The 20,290-nt window shown below is 42.0% G+C and carries 22 protein-coding genes; 21 read left to right on the top strand and 1 reads right to left on the bottom strand.

Annotated features, from left to right (window positions below):
* Positions 1-94: 94 nt before the first annotated feature.
* The gene (gene xerA, locus D081_RS11690) at positions 95-1,075 is read left to right on the top strand and encodes a site-specific tyrosine recombinase/integron integrase (protein ID WP_085024346.1); all 981 of its coding nucleotides are present in this window, start codon (positions 95-97) and stop codon (positions 1,073-1,075) included.
* A gap of 9 nt (positions 1,076-1,084) precedes the next feature.
* On the top strand, positions 1,085-1,579 hold the full coding sequence (locus D081_RS11685; RefSeq protein ID WP_085024345.1) for a restriction endonuclease subunit S: 495 nt from the start codon (positions 1,085-1,087) through the stop codon (positions 1,577-1,579).
* Here the strand turns inward: D081_RS11685 and D081_RS11680 are convergent.
* The gene (locus D081_RS11680; protein WP_085024344.1) at positions 1,568-2,158 is read right to left on the bottom strand and encodes a restriction endonuclease subunit S; all 591 of its coding nucleotides are present in this window, start codon (positions 2,156-2,158) and stop codon (positions 1,568-1,570) included. The genes D081_RS11685 and D081_RS11680 overlap by 12 nt on opposite strands.
* Before the next feature lie 95 nt (positions 2,159-2,253).
* Here D081_RS11680 and D081_RS11675 point away from each other — a divergent pair, with 95 nt between their 5' ends.
* The 19 genes from D081_RS11675 (at position 2,254) to D081_RS11590 (ending at position 20,259) form a co-directional block, all read left to right on the top strand.
* Entirely contained in the window at positions 2,254-5,388 is a 3,135-nt protein-coding gene (locus tag D081_RS11675) for a type I restriction endonuclease subunit R (protein WP_085024343.1), read from the top strand.
* A 218-nt stretch (positions 5,389-5,606) separates the two neighbouring features.
* On the top strand, positions 5,607-6,647 hold the full coding sequence (locus D081_RS11670; protein WP_085024342.1) for a helix-turn-helix transcriptional regulator: 1,041 nt from the start codon (positions 5,607-5,609) through the stop codon (positions 6,645-6,647).
* Between the two features lie 187 nt (positions 6,648-6,834).
* A complete protein-coding gene (locus D081_RS11665) occupies positions 6,835-7,026 on the top strand; it encodes a hypothetical protein (RefSeq protein WP_085024341.1) in 192 nt (63 codons plus the stop codon).
* A gap of 527 nt (positions 7,027-7,553) precedes the next feature.
* On the top strand, positions 7,554-8,156 hold the full coding sequence (locus tag D081_RS11660) for a hypothetical protein (RefSeq protein ID WP_143272208.1): 603 nt from the start codon (positions 7,554-7,556) through the stop codon (positions 8,154-8,156).
* 80 nt (positions 8,157-8,236) lie between these two features.
* Positions 8,237-8,398, top strand: a complete 162-nt coding sequence (locus tag D081_RS12750) for a hypothetical protein (protein ID WP_158087667.1) — start codon at positions 8,237-8,239, stop codon at positions 8,396-8,398.
* Positions 8,343-8,657 carry a hypothetical protein gene (locus D081_RS11655; RefSeq protein ID WP_143272207.1) on the top strand — a complete coding sequence of 105 codons (315 nt, stop codon included), beginning with the start codon at positions 8,343-8,345 and terminating at the stop codon, positions 8,655-8,657. The genes D081_RS12750 and D081_RS11655 overlap by 56 nt, the downstream gene beginning before the upstream one ends.
* Positions 8,647-9,768, top strand: coding sequence for a DUF2800 domain-containing protein (locus D081_RS11650; protein WP_085024338.1), 1,122 nt, complete (start codon positions 8,647-8,649; stop codon positions 9,766-9,768). Before D081_RS11655 ends, D081_RS11650 begins: the two co-directional genes overlap by 11 nt.
* Before the next feature lie 2 nt (positions 9,769-9,770).
* Positions 9,771-10,334 carry a DUF2815 family protein gene (locus D081_RS11645; RefSeq protein ID WP_085024337.1) on the top strand — a complete coding sequence of 188 codons (564 nt, stop codon included), beginning with the start codon at positions 9,771-9,773 and terminating at the stop codon, positions 10,332-10,334.
* An 86-nt stretch (positions 10,335-10,420) separates the two neighbouring features.
* The gene (locus D081_RS11640) at positions 10,421-12,370 is read left to right on the top strand and encodes a DNA polymerase (RefSeq protein WP_085024336.1); all 1,950 of its coding nucleotides are present in this window, start codon (positions 10,421-10,423) and stop codon (positions 12,368-12,370) included.
* 116 nt (positions 12,371-12,486) lie between these two features.
* Positions 12,487-12,723, top strand: a complete 237-nt coding sequence (locus D081_RS11635; RefSeq protein WP_233127487.1) for a hypothetical protein — start codon at positions 12,487-12,489, stop codon at positions 12,721-12,723.
* Positions 12,716-13,045 carry a DUF4406 domain-containing protein gene (locus D081_RS11630; RefSeq protein WP_143272206.1) on the top strand — a complete coding sequence of 110 codons (330 nt, stop codon included), beginning with the start codon at positions 12,716-12,718 and terminating at the stop codon, positions 13,043-13,045. Before D081_RS11635 ends, D081_RS11630 begins: the two co-directional genes overlap by 8 nt.
* A complete protein-coding gene (locus D081_RS11625; RefSeq protein WP_085024334.1) occupies positions 13,035-15,254 on the top strand; it encodes a DUF3987 domain-containing protein in 2,220 nt (739 codons plus the stop codon). Before D081_RS11630 ends, D081_RS11625 begins: the two co-directional genes overlap by 11 nt.
* Before the next feature lie 327 nt (positions 15,255-15,581).
* On the top strand, positions 15,582-15,860 hold the full coding sequence (locus D081_RS11620; protein WP_085024333.1) for a VRR-NUC domain-containing protein: 279 nt from the start codon (positions 15,582-15,584) through the stop codon (positions 15,858-15,860).
* The gene (locus D081_RS11615; RefSeq protein ID WP_085024332.1) at positions 15,850-17,187 is read left to right on the top strand and encodes a DEAD/DEAH box helicase; all 1,338 of its coding nucleotides are present in this window, start codon (positions 15,850-15,852) and stop codon (positions 17,185-17,187) included. Before D081_RS11620 ends, D081_RS11615 begins: the two co-directional genes overlap by 11 nt.
* A complete protein-coding gene (locus tag D081_RS11610; RefSeq protein WP_085024331.1) occupies positions 17,188-17,382 on the top strand; it encodes a hypothetical protein in 195 nt (64 codons plus the stop codon).
* A 1-nt stretch (position 17,383) separates the two neighbouring features.
* Positions 17,384-17,803 carry a hypothetical protein gene (locus D081_RS11605; RefSeq protein ID WP_085024330.1) on the top strand — a complete coding sequence of 140 codons (420 nt, stop codon included), beginning with the start codon at positions 17,384-17,386 and terminating at the stop codon, positions 17,801-17,803.
* A gap of 101 nt (positions 17,804-17,904) precedes the next feature.
* A complete protein-coding gene (locus tag D081_RS11600) occupies positions 17,905-18,270 on the top strand; it encodes an HNH endonuclease (RefSeq protein WP_085024329.1) in 366 nt (121 codons plus the stop codon).
* A 108-nt stretch (positions 18,271-18,378) separates the two neighbouring features.
* A complete protein-coding gene (locus D081_RS11595) occupies positions 18,379-18,948 on the top strand; it encodes a P27 family phage terminase small subunit (RefSeq protein WP_085024328.1) in 570 nt (189 codons plus the stop codon).
* Between the two features lie 15 nt (positions 18,949-18,963).
* Complete coding sequence (locus D081_RS11590) at positions 18,964-20,259, top strand: site-specific DNA-methyltransferase (protein WP_085024327.1); 1,296 nt, start codon at positions 18,964-18,966, stop codon at positions 20,257-20,259.
* Positions 20,260-20,290: the final 31 nt, after the last annotated feature.

The raw sequence follows: 20,290 nt of genomic DNA, 5'->3' as shown, positions 1-20,290 counted from the left end.
CTAAATTATCATTTTACTTCATTTGGTAATGGTGACAGCCACTTAATAGAAAGCCTATGAAATTCGTTCTCTAATTATGATTGGAGGGCGAATGATGAAAGAGAAACTTATAGCGGATATTGAACAGCAAATGTTAAAAGTAATTGATAACAGTCAGTTGCAGGTGTTACATAGTACATTATGCGTTTGCTTAGGTAATTACGATGTTCAGGAAAGTGGACAACTTCAGGATGATGAAATAGAGTATGTTGATTGTTTTCTTGCAGCCAAGCGTATCGAAGGTTGCTCACCCAAATCCCTTTCATATTATGAGAATACAATACGAAAGATGCTTGAAATGCTTGAGAAAAGTGTAAAACATATTACTACTGATGACCTGCGGGGGTATTTGTCAGATTATCAGAGCAGACACAATTCCAGCAAGGTTACTATTGATAATATTAGGCGTATATTATCGTCTTTTTTTAGCTGGCTGGAAGATGAGGATTATATAATAAAAAGCCCAGTGCGGCGTATTCATAAGGTCAAGACGGCTAAAACTGTAAAGGAAACCTATTCTGACGAGGATTTGGAATGTATGAGGGATGGGTGCAGAGAAATACGGGATTTGGCTATGATAGATATGCTCGCCTCAACTGGTATGCGTGTGGGAGAAATGGTAAATCTAAATCGTGATGATGTAGATTTTAACGAACGTGAGTGTATTGTTTTGGGTAAAGGCGATAAGGAACGAGTGGTGTACTTTGACGCTCGCACAAAAATGCATCTTCAGAAATATCTTGATAGTAGAGTTGATGATAATGTGGCATTGTTTGTCAGCCTTAATGCTCCATACAATCGTATGAATATAGGCGGAATTGAGGTGAGATTGCGAAATTTAGGGAAGAATTTGGGAGTGGATAAGGTTCATCCACATAAATTTAGACGAACACTAGCCACTATGGCTATAGATAAGGGGATGCCCATTGAGCAACTCCAGAAGCTTCTTGGGCATCAGAGAATAGATACTACCTTACAATATGCAATGGTTAAGCAAAGTAATGTTAAACTGGCACATAGAAAATATATATCATGAGGTGTTACGATGATTTATAAATTGGGAGACTTGACAGAACAACGAAGAGAAAAATATTCAGGTGGGGAATTACCAATATGTGGTGTCTCCAAGGATGGAATAATACCTCCCAAACAGCAGGAAGCAGATATTTCAATATACAATGTCCTGTATCATAACGATTTTATTTTTAATCCCGCCAGAATGGAGCTTAATTCAATAGCATTAAATGATAATTATGATAAAGCTATTTGTTCGTCACTTTATGAAATTTTTTATGTGAAAGAGAGCAGCTTGGTTTTACCGGATTATCTTCAAATGATTGTAAAAACTGATAACTTTAGACGTTTTTGCGCTTTTGTTGGGTCGGGGTCAGTGCGGGAGTATTGTAGGTATGCTAATATTGCTGAATACCCTATAGATTTACCTTCAATGGAACGGCAAAAAGAGTTGGTGAGATATAGTCGTATAATAGATGACCGAATTAAGCTTAAACAAAAGATAAATGATAATTTAGCGGTTTAATGATGACAAAATAAATTCGGACATATGGTGTAATTCTTCTAACTCCATATTATTTTGTTGTATATTTTTACGAATCATCGAACTTTGTTTAGCGTAGCTTTTAAGTTTGTCAAAAATTGGTACCAAAACTTTTATATCAGAAAGTGCTGCTATGGTTAATGCTGTTTGTGTAGAACCTATGCTAATTGCTTCAAGAGAAGATTGAAATAAACTAGATTGCATAAAGTCATATATAAAAAACCTATATTCATATTTGGAGAAGTCTTTGAGCCAAATGATATTTCCATCCTTAAAATAAAAATTCTCACGATCAACAAGATAACTATTTCCTATTGTTCCAACAGCAGTTATCAAAATATCATCTTTAATTGGTGCTCCATATTTTTCTTTAAGTTCTTTAAAATGAGCATCTGATATAAATAAAGGATCATTAACAGGCTGCCCTTTTTGTTTTAGCGTTATTTCGCCTCCACGATAAAATGGAATACCATTATCAACATAATCATCAGCAAAAACCCGCTTACTTGAACACAAGGTACATAAATCTGATAACTGGCACTGGATATGACAGTTTCTCATGTAAAATTCCGTAAATATTGCTTGTATTGTAGCTTCTAAATTATCATTTAATATACCCTCATGTTTCAGATACAATTGAAAAGGAGTGTGAGCGTATGAAATTCAATGAACAAGCCTTGGAAAATTCTATAATAGAACTTTTTAAAGAAGAAAATTATACCTATTTACCTGGTACGGATATACATAGGGATAAGTCTGTCGTTTTACTGGAAGATGATATTAGGCAATACTTGGCAACTAGGTACAGTTCTGATGGTTTAACTAACGGAGAGATTGAAGCTATAATCCATAAAATAAATGCTATTTCTGGTTCTTTATATGAAGCCAATAAGGCGTTCATTAGGCTTTTGATGGACGGATTTATATTTACTCGTAATGACCGTAGTCAAAAAGATATTTATGTCAGTCTGATAAACTATGAGGAGCCAGATAGCAATATTTTTAAAATAGTGAACCAGGTGGAGATACAAGGCTATGAGCAGACTCGCATTCCTGACGCAATTGTATATGTAAATGGATTACCATTGGTGGTGCTTGAATTTAAGACGGCGTCAAATGAAAATACTACCATTATGGACGCATATACCCAGCTTACAGTTCGTTACAAAAGGGATATTCCAAACTTGTTCATTTACAATGCGTTCGTAGTTATTAGTGATGGAGTAAACAATAAATATGGTTCCCTGTTTAGTCCGTATGATTTTTTCTATGCATGGCGAAAGGTAGAGCCTACAGACAATGACTTGGACGGTATTGATTCTTTAGTTACAATGGTTCAGGGGTTATTCCGCAAGGATCGACTGCTATCTGTAGTGAAGAATTTTATTTATTTCCCTGACCAGTCACACAAGGAATTAAAAATAGTGTGTCGTTACCCTCAATTTTTTGCTGCAACTAAGCTATTGGATAATATAAAACTTCATATGCAGCCAGTTGGAGATGGTAAGGGTGGTACTTATTTTGGTGCTACGGGTTGCGGCAAGAGTTATACAATGCTATTTCTTGTCCGTATGATTATGAAGGATTCACATTTTCATAGCCCTACTATCATAATCATCACTGACAGGACTGATCTGGATGACCAGCTTTCTGGGCAATTTACAGCTTCTAAAATTTTTATTGGTGACGAAAAGGTGGTTAGCATTAGTTCCAGGGATGCATTGCGTAATGAACTGAATGGCCGGACGAGTGGCGGTGTTTTCCTTACAACTATACAGAAATTTTCTGAGGATATTTCTTTGCTTTCCGAACGTAGCAATATTATCTGCATTTCTGATGAGGCACATCGCTCTCAGGTCAATTTGGACCAAAAAGTTGTAGTCACAAAAACAGGCGTACAGAAAAAGTATGGCTTTGCTAAGCATCTGCATGATTCTTTACCGAATGCAACTTATGTGGGATTCACTGGAACCCCTATCGATGCCACAATCAATGTATTTGGTGAGGTGGTAGATTCTTATACTATGACTGAGGCCGTTAAAGACGGCATAACAGTTAATTTGGTATATGAGGGACGTGCGGCTAAGGTTATCTTGGACAGCTCCAAGGTAAAGGAGATTGAGGAATACTATTCTCGTTGTGCAGAAGAAGGTGCCAATGAATACCAAATAGAAGAAAGTAAAAAGGCAGTTGCTCATTTAGAGGCAATATTGGGGGATCCTGATAGACTAAATGCCGTTGCCAAGGATTTTATTGAACATTATGAAAAACGAGTTGAGGAAGGTGCAACTGTAGCTGGCAAGGCTATGTTTGTATGTGCAAATCGTAAAATTGCTTTCCAGTTGTACCAGATTTTATTGGATTTTCGTCCTGAATGGGGAAAGAAGGCACTTGCCCCTGATGGTATTAAACTTTCCGAAAAAGAAGCTAAGGAGTTAAAACCTATAGAAAAAGTGTGTATGGTAATGACACGCAATAAGGACGATGAACCCGACCTATTTAATAAGCTGGGAAAAAAGGAAGATAGGAAGGAACTGGATAGGCAGTTTAAAAATATCAAGTCGAATTTTAAAATAGCTATTGTTGTCGATATGTGGCTAACTGGTTTTGATGTACCTTTCCTTGATGCTATTTATATTGATAAGCCTATCCAACAGCATACTCTTATACAGACCATTTCTCGTGTTAACCGGGTTTATGCCGGAAAGGACAAGGGGCTTATTGTTGATTATATTGGTATAAGGAAAAACATGAATAATGCTTTGGCTAAGTATACCAATTTCCAAGGAGGTTCCTTTGAGGGGATAGAGCAGTCTGTAACTATTGTTAAGGATCAACTGGATGTACTTAACAAAATGTTCTACTCTTTTAATGCGAGTGACTATTTCAAAGGATCACCTAAAGAACAGCTATACTGTCTTAATAGAGCCGTAGAGTATGTTCAAATGACTGAAGATTTGGAACTTCGGTTTATGGCAGCGGTCAAAAGACTAAAGCAGGCGTTTAGCCTTTGCACCTCCAGTGAAGATATAACAGATGATGAGCGGGATAAGATTCATTTTTATATAGCCATTCGCTCTATTTTGTTTAAGTTGACCAAGGGTGATGCCCCGGATATCTCCCAAATGAATGCTCATGTTCAGAAAATGGTGGAAGAAGCTATCTTATCAGATGGAATAGAGGAATTGTTCTCAGCCGGGAAAAATGTGTCCATTGACCTGTTCTCTGATGAATACATGGACAGAATTTCGCATATTAAATTCCCTAATACTAAGATTAAGCTACTGCAAAAGCTATTGTCTCAGGCTATTGAGGAATTTAAAAAGGTAAACAAGATTAAAGGCGTTGAGTTTTCAGAGCGTTTGCAGCAGGTCGTTAACAGTTATAATGACCGTAGCGGAGATGAGGCATTTGCCAATGAAGTACTTGGAGATGTGGCTGACCAATTGGCTGATTTGTTACAGCAACTGAAAGCAGAGAAAAACTCATACGAAAATATGGGGATAAATTTCGAGGAAAAGGCATTTTATGATATTTTGGATGCTGTGGCCAAGAAGTTCGGATTCGAATATCCGCATGATAAAATGATTTTCTTGGCCCAGGAAATCAAGAAGATTGTTGATGATAAATCCAAGTATGCCGATTGTTTCACCCGTGATGATATAAAGGCAGAACTCCAGGCCGACCTCATTATAGTTCTTGATGACAACGGGTACCCACCTGTTGCAATTGATGAAGCATATAAAGAGGTGCTGGAGCAAGCTGAGAATTTCAAGAAGTATAGAGATTGATTGTATCAAGAGATATACCTATAGAGGTATTAAAGCAGCCTTCGGGCTGCTTTTTATTTTTGGACAAAAAAATTTACGTATATGCAAATATGAAAAATAGATGAAAAAATATTTGTAAAATGCAAAAAACAAAATGTCAAATAAAATTTTTGCATATATTGACAAATGATTATAAAAAATGTACTATTATTGCATAATGATACGAGGGGATGACTGCTATGGATTTAGAAGAGATGGAAAGTGATATTGAATTCGCGGAGTTTTTTGATTACACCAAAGAGGAATTAATCGACCGGCTTGAAGAACTTGAGAAAGAGGAAACTAGAATAAATGATGAAATAGACCTCGATGCTGCTATAACTTCTGGTGAACAGGATGATGATGTATCAGCTAAGAAGCTCAATAAGGTACGTCAGCTTATTTCTTCCTTGAAAAAACTACTTGAGGATTATAAGAATTTCGACAAAAAAGTTTGTTTCTCAAATATTCGTGAGCTTATCAGTAAGAATAACGATGTTAAGATTGGCCAAATTGAACGTGAAGCAGGTGTCCGTCTAGGGTATATGTCGCGATTAGAAAAAGAGGGAAACACTGCCGAACCAAGTGTGGAGTTTGTTGTTTCCGCTGCAAAATTGCTTCATGTAAGTATTGACACTTTGATTTCTGTCGATCTTACTGATTTAACTCCAACAGAACAATATATTGCTAAATTTTTTGATAAGTTGAAAGAGGATACACTTGCAGATAAGCTGGATTGGGTTAGAGAAACTGTAGATGATCTTAATCACATTGATGTAGATCGTGATGGTGACATAGAACATCCATTGTTTAGTTTTGAAACCTTCCGTGAGGAGAATGGCTCTGCTTATCCTAACGAAGTAACTCGTATTGTTTTTAATTCAAAATCGTTTGGCCGTGAAACATCTATTGCTGGTGATTGTTTTAATCTTAGGCTTAAGAACGGTACAAGACTTTATTTAATGGATATTGAGGCATGTGGAAGTGGTAACGACTTTTCTGCCCCATATGCAAAAGAAGCATGGATTTCTATTCCGTTTAATGGACGGCAATTCTTGTTTACTTCTCAAGATGATACTCCTCTGGCACCTCTTTTGGAGACGCTTTTTGCAACCGTAAAGGACCGAATGAAGCATCCAAAATTAAATAAGGATGTTATGTATGCGATTGATGCCTTTATGAATGGAGACCTGGAGGACGATGTTGTTGGTGTTGTTTCCGATGATGAAATTCCGTTTTAAATATTTTTCATAATGAAACAACATGAAACAAAACGAGACAAAATGAAACAATGTGAAAAATATTAAGTATTACAAAAGATATTGCATATTACATTAAATAAAAACTGCTTGTAACTTTATTAATAAAGTGTTATATTAAAAGAGTGGTAACTAATCCTAACTAAAAATACCTGGGGGAGGAAAATAGATGAAAAATATAAACTCAGTAGTTTGTCCAGTTTGCAAGAGAGGGAGATTGTTTGATGCGGGCTCTCAAGAGATTAAGAAATCAATGCTCATTTGGCCGCATCATGACGGAATGGTTGCAAAGTATGATATACAACAGCCTTGCCCAAAATGTAAGAAAATGCTTGACATAAAAATAAACAAATCCGCTTAGCACGGAGCACGATGCAACATACCGACATACGAGCCCGGCAAGTAAGGTACTTTATAGTACTTTATTTGCCGGGTTTTTGTTTTTGGCAAATAGAAAAAAAGTAGTCCAAATTGGACCACTTTTTGGGTTGGAGGTTCCAAATTCAACATTTTTTTATGTGAAAAAGCAAAAGTTTTAATTTTTTGGAACCGACCAAGCCTAAAAATGGTTCATAATCACAATTAGCAACTATGGAGTGACAACTGTCGTTTCTCCAATCTCATTTAAACTCTGACTTTTAGTTGAGAACATATAGTGCATTCAGCTAAGTGTCAGAAACATAAAAAAATATTTCCCAGCCTGATTAGCTATAGGGCGCGGGGATACTGATATCGGCATTACCTACAGAAAGCTCTGTGGGGATGTGATAGAAGTACCCTTTATTTCCTATGCCCAAATCAGGCACTACAGGCCGGTACTTCTATAAGCACCGGCCCATATTATATCTCTTCGTCCTTCTGCTGCAATCGGGCAGAAAGGACAAGACAATGCTAAAACAAGACAAGAATGGTTTGTATCAGCGCAGTGAAAATGGGGGGAAAAAGTGCAGAGTATATATGGATGACATATACCTTGGTGTAATAACTAAGGATGAGATGTACAGATTGGCTGACAGTAGCGGTAAGAAAATCGTATACCTTGATGGAGATGAGAAGACTGGTATAAATGGGTGCTATTGTATCGTTTCTGAAGATGTCTACCGTGCAATTAAGCAGGATGATTGGCGCGAGGCAAAGAGAAAAGAACGTAATAAAAAAGCAATAGAGGAATCCTTTGATAAATCCACATCTCATAAGGAATTCCGGAGAATAGCGGTGATGCCTGTAGGTGATTACCACGACAGTATGCAGTATGAGTACGGTCAGGCAGAAGATCCAGAAAACATAATTTGTAATAAGGAATTGCTGGCTGAATTGCGTGTGGCATTGGACTCACTGTTAGCTAGGGATAAGAAAATAATGAAGCTATTTTCCAATGAATTTAAGGATGCCGTTATAGGTGAGTTGGTAGGCATGAGTCAGCGGGGGGTGAACAAGAGAAAACCAGTGCTGCTAGCAAAGCTCAGAAAAATTTTAGAAAAAATGATTTGAGCGGTTCTAAAGTAGCGTGCTCCTGTCCTTGTACTTATGAAAAGGATAAGAGATGTCCTTTGGAAAGGAGGTACCTAGTTATGGAGGCAACCATTGACCGGGAACTGCGTGATGTGCTCATTGCCATCAGCGTGGTATCCAGAATGTTGGCAGACAAAGTTGAAAACAAAGAAGGTGAAAAAACAAATGGCAAAAGAGAAGAACGTAATGTCAATTGTCCGGGAACTGAAGCGGTGTGGTGAAGTATTGATTGCTTTGGCAGAGGCTTTATCTGTGCCGGAAGTAGAATTAAGGCAAGAAGAAAAAAACAAAGTATCTGAGGAGAAGCAAATTTCCATGGAAGAAGTTCGGGCTGTTCTGGCACAAAAGGCGGCTTCTGGTTTATCAGATGAGGTTAAAGCCCTTCTTGATAAACATGGTGCCAAGAAGCTCTCAGATATCAACCCTGAGAACTACAACCAGCTTATTAAAGAAGCGGAGGGAATCGGAAATGCCAGTTAAAGGACACGCATTATTATCCGCTTCATCTGCTCCAAGGTGGCTTCACTGTCCGCCATCAGCCAGGCTGGGAGAGTCCTATCAAGACCAGCCAAGTGAATATGCAGCAGAGGGTACAGAAGCACATGCCCTTGGCGAATACAAGGTGCTTAAAGCACTTAAGCGTAAAGCAACCAACCCTACCAAGAAGCTGAAATACTTCAACGAGGAAATGGAAAATTGTACTGATGGTTACCGGGACCTTGTCATGGAACTGGTCAGAATGGCGAAGGAGAAATGCCAGGACCCATTAATCATGGTGGAGCAGAGAGTAGATTTTTCTAATTGGGTACCGGAGGGATTCGGTACAGCTGATGCCCTGATAGTTGCAGATGGTGTACTTACCATTATTGACCTTAAATTTGGGAAAAATTTAGTTGTATCGGCTACCGATAATCCCCAGCTTAAATGCTATGCATTGGGAGCTTTGGCAATGTTTGACAGTATCTATGATATTGATACTGTCCACCTGGTTATCTACCAGCCACGCAGAGAAAATATCTCAGAGTTTGATATAAGCAAGGATGCTCTATACCAATGGGCTGAAGAGGAACTCCACCCACGAGCTGAGCTTGCATATAAAGGCGAGGGGGATTATTCCTGCGGTCAGTGGTGCAGGTTCTGTAAGGCAAAGCAGGAGTGCCGGGCGAGAGCCGAGGCTAATCTGCTCCTTGCACAATACGATTTCCAGATGCCACCTACCCTGAGTGATTCGGAGATTGCAGTTATATTAGGTAAAGTCGATGAGTTGGTATCTTGGGCAAATGATATCAAGGCCTATGCTCTGCAGATGGCCATAGCCGGAAAGGAATGGCAGGGCTGGAAATTGGTGGAAGGACGTTCCAACCGTAAGATTTCCAATGAAGAAGCGGTCATTGAAGCAGTAACTGCTCTGGGGAAAGACCCATTTGAAAAGAAACTCCTGGGCGTTACGGCCCTTGAGAAACTGCTCGGTAAGACCAAGTTCAATGAGCTTATTGGGCAGTATGTAGCTAAGCCACCAGGTAAACCTACCCTGGTACCGGAAAGTGACAAAAGAGAAGCAATGAACAGTGATTTTAAGGAGGAAAAATAATCATGGCAAAAGTTAACAATCCAATGAAGGTAATTACTGGTGAGCGTACTCGTTGGAGCTACGCAAATGTGTGGGAGCCTAAGTCAATCAATGGCAGTGCTCCTAAGTGTTCCGTAAGTCTTATTATCCCAAAGGATGATACCGAGACAGTTGAGAAAATCGAAAAGGCTATTCAGGCAGCTTATACCGAAGGTGCTGGTAAGCTCAAGGGCAATGGCCGTACTGTTCCGGCTCTTTCTGCAATAAAAACACCACTTCGTGATGGAGATACTGAGCGTCCTGATGATGCGGCCTATGCCAACAGCTACTTTGTTAATGCTAACAGCCCAAATCCACCAGGGATTGTAGATGCGTCTTGCCAGCCTATTATCGACCGCAGCGAAGTTTACAGTGGTGTTTATGGCCGTGCCAGCATCAACTTCTACGCTTATAACAAGAACGGCAATAAGGGGATTGCTTGCGGACTTAACAACCTGCAGAAGATTAAGGATGGCGAGCCTCTTGGTGGTCGTAGTAGTGCTGAGGACGATTTTGCGACTGAGTCTAATGAAGATTTCCTGAATTAAGGCATCCAATATGGAATATAAATGATTATATGAAGGCGGCGGTAGAGGATTATCCTTTACCGCTTTGCTTTATATGGAGGAGCTATATGAATACAATCAGTATCGATTTGGAAACGTATTCTGATGTAGATATTGGAAAATGTGGTGTCTACAAGTATGCGGAGTCCCCCAATTTTGAAATCTTGCTGTTTGCTTACTCAGTAGATAACTCTGATGTGACCGTCATTGATATCACCAAAGGGGAGAAAATCCCGGATGAGATAATCAGTGCCTTATCTGACCCGAGTATTACTAAGTGGGCGTTTAATAGCCAGTTTGAACGTATCTGTCTTTCCGAGTACCTTCACAGACATTATTCGCTTGCTACACACTATCTGAGCCCTGTATCGTGGAAGTGCTCCATGACATGGTGTGCTTATATGGGACTTCCCATGTCTCTTGCAGGTGCCGGGGCGGTGCTGGGATTAGAGCAGCAGAAAATAACCGAGGGTAAGGAGCTTATAAGGTATTTTTGTGTCCCATGCAAGCCTACTAAGGCCAATGGGGGCCGCACCCGGAATCTGCCGATGCATGATAAGGATAAGTGGGATAGGTTCAAGAAATACAATATCCGTGATGTAGAGGTCGAGATGGCCATACAGGACAGGCTTCAAAAGTTCCCGGTACCAGATTCTGTGTGGGAGGAGTTTTGGCTTGATCAGCAGATAAACGACAGGGGTATCGCTGTGGATATGGAATTTGCAAAAAATGCAATATCCTTTGATGCCAAGTCCCGTGAATCTTTGATGAACGAGATTAAGGAAATAACCTGCCTCGAGAATCCAAACAGCGTTATGCAGTTAAAAGACTGGCTTATTGAGCAGGGGATGGAGGTTACCAGCCTGGATAAAAAGGCTGTAAGTGCAATGCTCCCGACAGCACCGCCCAATGTACAGAAGGTATTGGGAATAAGGAAGAAGCTGGCAAAGTCCTCTGTAAAGAAGTATCAGGCTATGGAAAATGCAGTATGCAGTGATGGCAGAGCCAGGGGAATGTTCAGGTTTTATGGGGCAAACAGGACTGGCCGTTTTGCGGGGCGGCTGATTCAATTGCAGAATCTTCCCCAGAACCATATCAGCGACCTTGCAGAAGCAAGGCAGCTTGTAAAAGCCGCCCCGTTTGAAGTAATGGAGCTTTTATACGATGACATCCCGGATACGCTCTCACAGCTCATCCGCACAGCCTTTGTTCCCCAGGCAGGGTATAAGTTTATAGTGGCTGACTTTAGTGCCATAGAGGCAAGAGTGCTGGCTTATCTTGCTGGAGAACAATGGGTGCTGGATACCTTTGCTCGTGGGGAAGATATCTATTGTGCTACGGCTTCAAGAATGTTTCATTGTACGGTCGTAAAAAATGGCAAGAACGGAGAACTCAGGCAGAAAGGGAAACAGGCAACTTTGAGCTGCGGATATGGCGGGTCTGTAGGTGCTCTTATAGCTATGGGAGCCTTGGAGTCAGGTATGAAGGAAGAAGAACTCCAGCCTTTGGTGGATGCGTGGAGAAAGGCAAATCCAAATATAGTAAATTTCTGGTGGGCCGTTGATAGGGCCGTAAAAGAAGCTGTCCTCCAGCATACCACAACAAGCACACATGGAATTAAGTTTATTTGCAAGAGCGGTATGCTCTTTATTGAACTTCCAAGCGGAAGAAGGCTGTCTTATGTGAAGCCTAAAATGGGAGTCAACAAATTTGGCAGTGAGTCTGTTACCTATGAAGGTTCAAATGGTACCACAAAGAAGTGGGAGCGGCTTGAAAGCTATGGCCCTAAGTTTGTAGAGAACATAGTGCAGGGCATGAGCAGGGATATTCTGATGTATGCCATGGCGGCATTTGAGGAATACCGCATTGTAGCTCATGTGCATGATGAAATTATAGTGGAGTGCCCTGAGGAGGTAAGTGTTGAGAGTATTTGTCAGCTGATGAGCAAGACCCCACCTTGGGCGGCTGGTCTCCAACTTAAGGCTGAAGGATACGAAGGAAAATTTTATAAAAAGTAATGCTCAAATCAGGCATTTTTCTCCAGTGGTAATTAGGGAGAAAAATGCCTTTTTAGTTCTAAAAAGCAGGGTATCTGTCCTTTTACTACTGGAAGGCAATTTTTAACAGGCACAAAGTGCCAGAAAGCGAGGTAGACATGTTCTATGTAAAAGAAAAAGTCAGTGACACGATGGCAGTAAGCATTGAGATCAACTATTTGAATGTTTTCTGCAAATGCCCTGAATGTGGCGGAGAAACAAATGTGGACCTTGAGGCACTGTCACATACCGATGAAGGCCTGGACCTTTTTGGGAGTGCAGTGCTCTGCGAGGAATGTTCAAGGAAACTCTATAGGAGGAATCATCGTGACTAAGGTTTATGTAGCAAGTCCCCTTCGTGGGAACATCAAGGCCAATATTTCAAAGGCCCAGTGGTATGCAAGGTTTGTGATGGAGGTTGGCTATCTTCCAATTGCACCGCATATCTATTTCACACAGTTTTTAAGGGATTATATCCCGGAAGAGCGGGATAAGGCTCTGGAGATGAACAGGGAGCTTCTTGCTTGGTGCGACCAGCTCTGGGTGTTTGGCAGTTTTATCTCAGAAGGAATGCGGCAGGAGATTAATTTTGCCAAGGAAGCTGGCATGACAATTCGTTATTTCACAGAAGAGCTGGAGGAGAAGCATGATATTTAACAGAGCGGGCGTAAAATACGCACAGAAAAACTGCAGATACCCATACAGTGTTGAGGTCAATGACATTGAGGGGATGAAAGAGGTAATTGCCTTTGACCATGTGTGTGCCAACTACACAAATAATTATCGCAGCAAGGATAATTTCATCGAGGCTGATGTCATTCCCATGGATATTGATAACAGTGGTTCAGATAATCCCGTCATGTGGATGACCCAGGAGCGCATTATTGAAACCTTCAAAGAATACGAGTTCATACTGGTCCCCAGCCGCAATCACATGAAGGAAAAGGACGGGAAGTCAGCCCGTCCAAAGTGGCATATCTATTTTAGGATTACCAAGACCAGTTCAGCTGATACCTATGAATCTTTAAAGAAGAGACTTCAGAAGATGTACCCTTTCTTTGACCCAGAAGCTCTGGGAGCTGCGAGGTTCATCTATGCAACGGAATCTGAGGACATTTATTGGAATAAAGGCAGCATGACCATTGACCAGATATTCAATGATGCCGACTTTGACTCGGTGCGTGAGGGTTCCCGTAACAGCTCACTTTCCAGGAAGGCCGCCAGTCTCCTTAAACGCTATGGTGACACAGACGAGGCGAGGGATTTATTCCTTAAGGCAAATGACGAGTGTGTTCCTCCATTAGAGAAAGAGGAGCTCAGGACTATATGGAGAAGTGCCATCAAGTTTTATAACGAGAAGGTACTGACAGACCCTGCCTATGTTCCCCCGGAGAAATACGGTGATAACGAGTGGGATGACCCTATTCCTTTTGAGGAATATATTATGCCACCATTTCCGGTTGATGCACTGCCAAAGCCAATAGCAGATTATGTGCTGGCGGTATCTGAAAGTACGCAGACACCTCTTGATATGGCAGGTGTTCTGGCACTTCCCGCAATCGCTGTGTGCATACAGGGAAAATACTCGATTGCAGGCAAATCTGACTGGATTGAACCACTTAACATTTATGCACTTGAGGTAGCACAGCCGTCAGAGCGAAAGTCGGCAGTTATAAAACTCATGTGTAACGCCATCTGTCTTTATGAGATTGAGTACAACAGGGTTCATGCAGCCACTGTGGAAAAGAACAAGTCCCGTTTGAGAATGTTGCAGAAACAGCAGAAATCCATAGAGGACAGAATTGCCATGGGCAAAGCTACCATGGATGAACTGGAGAATGTAACCGAGGAGATTGCCAGCTTCAAGGAAATCAATCCTCTGCAGCTTTATGTAGATGATGTTACGACTGAAAAGCTGGTATCCATTCTGGCCAAAAACGATGGCCATGCAGCCATCATCTCAAGTGAGGGTGGCATTTTTGACACCTTGGCTGGTATTTATACAAAGACCGTAAATATTGATGTCATGCTGAAAGCATACTCCGGGGACACAATCAAGGTTGACCGCGTGGGCAGGGACAGTGAGTATGTCCTCAACCCGGCTCTTACGGTGATGCTGATGGCACAGCCAAGTGTGGCATCGCAGGTGTTAGGCAATAAGAATTTCCAGGGGCGTGGTCTTACCGCAAGATTTCTCTACTGCATTCCAAGTTCAAGGCTGGGTGAGAGAAACATCAACAGTAAGGCTGTCCCAGAGGATGTTAAAGCAAGATACGAGACACTCATTACCAATATGCTTGATGACCCTTACGGCAATAAAATCATCACACTTTCTGATGCTGCCAGGGAGTTATTCTATCAGTTTTCCATGAACCTCGAAGCTGACCTTCTTAAGGAATACACCGAGTTTTCTGCATGGGTAGGTAAGCTGGGCGGTACGACCTTGAGAATAGCTGGTCTCCTTTGCAGGGCAGAGAAGTATGTATGCCATGACTTTTGTGAGCAGTATGAGGGTGATCAGGTAGATGAGGATGTGCCATTGGTGGTAAGCAAAGCTACCATGAGCAGAGCCATCAGGTTGGCTAACTATTTTCTGGTACACGCAAGGGTGGCTTTTTCGGCAATGCCTGAGGAACAGATTAGGGAACAGGCAAAAGTAATATTGGACAAGATTCGTGAAAAGAAGTTGGAACGTTTTACCCGTAGGGATATGATGCGGTACTGTTCCAGATTTAAGCGTACAGAGGTCATCCAGCCAATTTTGAACTTCCTCGATGATTACGGATATATTCGGCAGGAACCAGTCACAGTCAAGTATTACGGGCGTCCACCATTGCCGTCTTATTTAGTCAACCCTAAGGTGTGACAATGGGCTTGTGTCAGTTTTTGTCTGGCTTGTGCAAGACATGATTTTGACACTTCATACCGCATCAATTCTATGATGTCTGATTATTGTCATTTTGTCGCTTATAGAGAATATAAAAACCCTTTTTTAAATATATATATATTTACTAATTTTCTAGATATTAGGATATCGGAAAATTTATATATTCGCAGGACTATGGGTGCCAAAATGACTAAATCAGGCTTTAAAACACTGATGTCGGAGCTTAAGGCCACTTTTTTGAAAACAAGACAGCCTTTGACAGAAGCCTGTTTTTTCGTGACAAAACTATAAATTGAGGTGATTTAGGTGCTTGAAAAGCAGATTGAACGAAAACTTTGTGATGAAGTTAAGAATAAAAATGGTATGTGCTTAAAGCAGACTGGACTGGCTGGTATTCCCGACAGACTGGTGCTTCTCCCAAATGGCAAGTGTGCCTTTGTGGAGCTTAAGGCTCCCGGGGAAAAACCAAGAAAACTGCAACAGATAAGAATGAAACAGCTTAAGAAGCTGGGCTTTAAGTGTTATGTGATTGATGGAGCAGAGCAGATTAAGCCGATGCTGGAGGTGATAGCCGATGGAGTTTAAACCGCATGGCTATCAGCAATATGCCATCGACTTTGTTGAAAACAATGAAATATCCTGCCTGCTGCTTGATATGGGCTTGGGCAAGACAGCAATAACCCTCACGGCATTAAAGGATATGCTGGATAAAGGAGTGGTGAAGCGTGTTCTTGTAATAGCACCACTGAGAGTTGCACGAGATACATGGCCAGCAGAGATAAAGAAGTGGGATCATATACGTGGGCTCCGACACACTGTTGCAGTTGGCAGCACCAAGGAGAGACTGGCAGCCATTAATGACAGCTCTGCCCAGATAGTTATCATCAACAGGGAAAATGTGGATTGGTTGGTAAAAAACTGCGATTGGAACTTTGATATGGTGGTCATAGATGAGCTGAGTTCATTTAAGAACCATAGAAGCAAGCGGTTCAAGGCAATGTGCAGGATGCGGCCGTTTGTTAAAAGGATTGTAGGTCTTACTGGTACACCTTCTAGTAACGGACTGATGGACCTTTGGGCGCAGTTCAAGATATTGGATTATGGAAAGAGATTGGGGCGGTTCATCGGAAACTACCGTGAGTGGTATTTCCGCCCGGACAAGATGAACGGATATATAGTGTATTCTTACAAGCCACTTCCATTTGCTGAAAAGGAAATCTATGAGAAAATCTCGGACATTACAATATCAATGTCAGCCATTGACCACCTTGATATGCCTGAACTCATCACAAATGAGATTGAGGTTGAGATGAGTCCAAAGGAACGAGCCAAATATGATGAACTCAAAGATGAGATGGTTATGGAACTCCCGGATGGAGCTATTACTGCCGCCAATGCTGCAAGTCTTACCAACAAGCTGTGTCAGATGTCCAATGGCAGGATCTATGATGAGAGTAAGAATGTGGTGAAAATACACGACCGTAAGCTGGATGCCCTTGAAGACATCATCGAGTCATCCAACGGCCAGCCCCTGCTAATTGCATATTGGTTTAAGCATGACCTTGAAGCAATCAGCAGTCGGTTCAAGGTACGAGAGATAAAGACCAGTGCGGATATTACTGACTGGAATGAAGGTAAAATCCCTGTGGCTGTCATCCACCCAGCTTCAGCTGGTCACGGCCTGAACCTTCAGGCAGGAGGAAACACACTGGTCTGGTTCGGTCTTACCTGGTCTTTGGAACTTTACCAGCAGACCAACGCAAGACTCTGGCGGCAGGGACAGTCAGCAGGTACTGTTGTTATCCAGCACATCATCTGCAAGGACACAGTTGATGGCAGAATCCTCAAGGCCCTTAAGGATAAGGACACAACACAGTCAGCACTCATTGATGCTGTTAAGGCGGTGATATAAATGTGTGAGAGTGGTGTTCTTAACCTCGTGCAGGCTATCGTAAAACAGGCAGCCAAGGATTACAGAGACATCAGATACGAGAAGGAATCATACGAAAAGGATAAGCTGGAGGAGTTTTTCCTTTCCAAATGGTTCAGTGACCTCACTGGGCTTGATGGTGAGATGGTTCTTGGTAGACTTAAGGCAGGTGACTAATTTGACAGCGATAGAGTATTTTAATCAGGCAAGGCTGCTTGATGTTGAAATTAATACTTTGATAGAGGAAGCTCAGTCCATTCGCGACATGGCAACAAAGGTCACTTCAGTTATGACAGATATGCCTGGTTCTCCATTGAAGAACAACGATGGGTATGAGGAAACATTGGTAAAACTGGCAGACTACAACAGAGAAATCAACAGCAAAATTGACAACTTGGTAGACTTGAAGCATAGCATGATTGAGATAATTAATCAGTTACCCAAAATGGAGCACCGCATTGTACTTGTTAAGAGATATCTGTTCAACAAGTGCTGGGAGCAGATAGCGGTTGACATGGGGTATGAAAAACGGCAGGTGCAACGGTTTCATGACAATGCAATTAGAATTATTAATAAAACATGTCACACCATGTCATAGAATGTCATGTCAAGTTTTTGATATAGTTAGAGTGGACAAAGTAAGATAAGACAAGCCATCAGGGAGCAATCCTTGGTGGCTTTTCTATTGGAGTGATTAATGTGCCAAGGAAACCAATGAAGCCTTGCAAGCACCCTGGTTGTCCTAAGCTGACTGATGGGAACTACTGCAAGGCTCATGAAGCCATGCATCAGAAAGACTACGAGCGAACTCCCGAGGAGCGTAAACGTTACGGCTATCAATGGAAGAAGGCTCGTAAGAGATATGTAGCTGCACACCCTGTCTGTGAGATGTGTCTGTTAAATAAGCGGATAACACCTGTCGAGGAAGTGCATCATATCCTGCCACTGGATCACGGTGGTAATCATAATCCACTGAACCTCATGAGTCTGTGTAAGGCTTGTCACAGTCGTATTACAGCACTCATGGGCGATAGGTGGAACAAGAAGAAGGAATACACATATTGAGGGGGAGGGGGGCCAAAAATCTCTGTGGAGCGGACGCTTGTCCAGCGGTCAGCCCCCTCGCGCAGAAAAAGTGCGATTTCAGAAGGGTAAAAGGAAGGAGTGTTCGGTTTGCCGACAAAATCAAATAATATTGGAGGCCGTGGCGGTGCCAGGGCGGGTGCCGGGAGAAAGAAAAAGGCACTGGCAGACAAGGTGGCCACAGGCAATCCAGGCGGCAGACCGTTAGTAGTGCTGGATATCCCGGATATGCCTGAGCCGGTGGAACTGGAAGGCGCGGATATGCCAGAGCCAAGAGAGTTCCTATCTGCTCAGCAGCGTGATGGAAGTGAACTCGAGGCCAAGGAAATTTATACAGAAACATGGAACTGGCTGAAACGTCTCGGTATGCATACCAAGATTAGTAAACAGCTCCTGGAGCGTTATGCCATGTGCTCTGCTCGTTGGATTCAGTGCGAGGAACTGACAAGCCGTATGGGTATGCTCAGTAAGCACCCGACTTCCGGCAAGCCAATAACCTCACCGTTTATAAACATCGGCATTAACTACATGAATCAGGCCAACAGGCTGTGGAATGAGATATTCCAAATCGTAAAAGAGAACTGCGTTACTGGCTACGAAGGAGACACACCATCTGATGATTTGATGGAGCGTCTCCTCAGGGCAAGGGAACGGAAATGATGTGGAGGAAAAATAATGGGAGAACTGAAATACGAGCTGGTCGATGTTGACCAGCTTATTCCTTATGTGAACAATGCCAGAACACACTCGCCTGAACAGGTGACCAAGCTGGCAAGTGCTATCAAAGAGTTTGGGTTTATTAATCCAGTAATTACTGACGGAGCACATGGCATTTTGGCAGGACATGGCAGAATTGCCGCTGCAAAGCAACTGGGTTTGAAACAGGTACCATGTGTCTCCGCTGCTTATCTTACTGAAGCACAGAAGAAAGCTTATATCCTGGCAGACAACAGATTGTCTTTGGATGCTGGCTGGGATGATGAGCTTTTAAAGATTGAGATTGAGTCCCTTGAAAGTGAGGGCTTCGATATTGGCCTTACAGGCTTTGATGAAAAGGAACTGGCCGATCTTTTTGGCACAGATGATAAAGACACCGAGGACGATGACTTTGATGTAAATGCTGCCCTTGATGCAGCAGCCTTTGTTAAATCTGGTGACCTTTGGCTCTTGGGGGAACACCGTCTTTTGTGTGGTGATTCCACCAATCCAAAAGATGTAGCTACACTTATGAACGGCCAGAAGGCAAATGTGTGTATTACCGACCCGCCTTATAACTGTGCTTATAAAGGAGGTACCGGAATGACCATCATGAATGATAAATGGAGCGATGGAGAAGCCTTCTATCACTTCCTTTTGGACGCATTCAAGAATGCCTATAACAGCCTGGTTGATGGCGGTGCATTTTACGCATTCCATTCGGATGCAGAAAAATGTAACTTCTTCAATGCTTCTGTGGATGCCGGGTTCCATTATTCCACGACCTGTATTTGGGTAAAGAATGCTCTGGTTATTGGGAGAATGGATTATCAGATGCGGCATGAGCCAGTGCTTTATGCTTTTAAGGACACAGCCAAGCATAAATTCTATGGTGACCGTAAGCAGACCACGGTCTGGGAATTTGATAAGCCAACGAAATCAAAGCTTCATCCGACACAGAAACCATTGCCATTGATAGCTTATCCGATGCAGAACTCCTGCCAGGAGAACGGCATAGTGCTTGACCTGTTTGGTGGCAGCGGTTCCACCATGATGGCAGCTGCACAGCTGAACAGAAAAGCCTACCTCATGGAACTCGATCCCAAATATGCATCTGCCATTGTCAGAAGATTTGTTGCAAGCTACGGAACAGATGATGTGCGGGTAATCAGGGATGGTGAGGAGCTTCCTTGCAACGATGTGTATATCCCGACAGACGAGGAACTTGAATTCAAGGAATCCTCAGTAACAGATAAACAGAAAGGTAAAAAATAATGTCTTGCATGGTTGCAGGGCATTTTTTATT

Source organism: Anaerovibrio sp. JC8 (assembly GCF_002100115.1).
Classification (GTDB): Bacteria; Bacillota; Negativicutes; order Selenomonadales; family Selenomonadaceae; genus Anaerovibrio.
This window is presented reverse-complemented; position numbering and strand designations above follow the sequence as displayed.

What these genes read in the sequence shown, in the direction of transcription:
- xerA (WP_085024346.1), top strand. Translation starts at nt 95, where the DNA reads ATGAAAGAGAAACTTATAGCGGATATTGAACAGCAAATGTTAAAAGTA.
- D081_RS11685 (WP_085024345.1), top strand. Translation starts at nt 1,085, where the DNA reads ATGATTTATAAATTGGGAGACTTGACAGAACAACGAAGAGAAAAATAT.
- D081_RS11680 (WP_085024344.1), bottom strand. Translation starts at nt 2,158, where the DNA reads ATGAGAAACTGTCATATCCAGTGCCAGTTATCAGATTTATGTACCTTG.
- D081_RS11675 (WP_085024343.1), top strand. Translation starts at nt 2,254, where the DNA reads ATGAAATTCAATGAACAAGCCTTGGAAAATTCTATAATAGAACTTTTT.
- D081_RS11670 (WP_085024342.1), top strand. Translation starts at nt 5,607, where the DNA reads ATGGATTTAGAAGAGATGGAAAGTGATATTGAATTCGCGGAGTTTTTT.
- D081_RS11665 (WP_085024341.1), top strand. Translation starts at nt 6,835, where the DNA reads ATGAAAAATATAAACTCAGTAGTTTGTCCAGTTTGCAAGAGAGGGAGA.
- D081_RS11660 (WP_143272208.1), top strand. Translation starts at nt 7,554, where the DNA reads ATGCTAAAACAAGACAAGAATGGTTTGTATCAGCGCAGTGAAAATGGG.
- D081_RS12750 (WP_158087667.1), top strand. Translation starts at nt 8,237, where the DNA reads ATGGAGGCAACCATTGACCGGGAACTGCGTGATGTGCTCATTGCCATC.
- D081_RS11655 (WP_143272207.1), top strand. Translation starts at nt 8,343, where the DNA reads ATGGCAAAAGAGAAGAACGTAATGTCAATTGTCCGGGAACTGAAGCGG.
- D081_RS11650 (WP_085024338.1), top strand. Translation starts at nt 8,647, where the DNA reads ATGCCAGTTAAAGGACACGCATTATTATCCGCTTCATCTGCTCCAAGG.
- D081_RS11645 (WP_085024337.1), top strand. Translation starts at nt 9,771, where the DNA reads ATGGCAAAAGTTAACAATCCAATGAAGGTAATTACTGGTGAGCGTACT.
- D081_RS11640 (WP_085024336.1), top strand. Translation starts at nt 10,421, where the DNA reads ATGAATACAATCAGTATCGATTTGGAAACGTATTCTGATGTAGATATT.
- D081_RS11625 (WP_085024334.1), top strand. Translation starts at nt 13,035, where the DNA reads ATGATATTTAACAGAGCGGGCGTAAAATACGCACAGAAAAACTGCAGA.
- D081_RS11615 (WP_085024332.1), top strand. Translation starts at nt 15,850, where the DNA reads ATGGAGTTTAAACCGCATGGCTATCAGCAATATGCCATCGACTTTGTT.
- D081_RS11610 (WP_085024331.1), top strand. Translation starts at nt 17,188, where the DNA reads ATGTGTGAGAGTGGTGTTCTTAACCTCGTGCAGGCTATCGTAAAACAG.
- D081_RS11590 (WP_085024327.1), top strand. Translation starts at nt 18,964, where the DNA reads ATGGGAGAACTGAAATACGAGCTGGTCGATGTTGACCAGCTTATTCCT.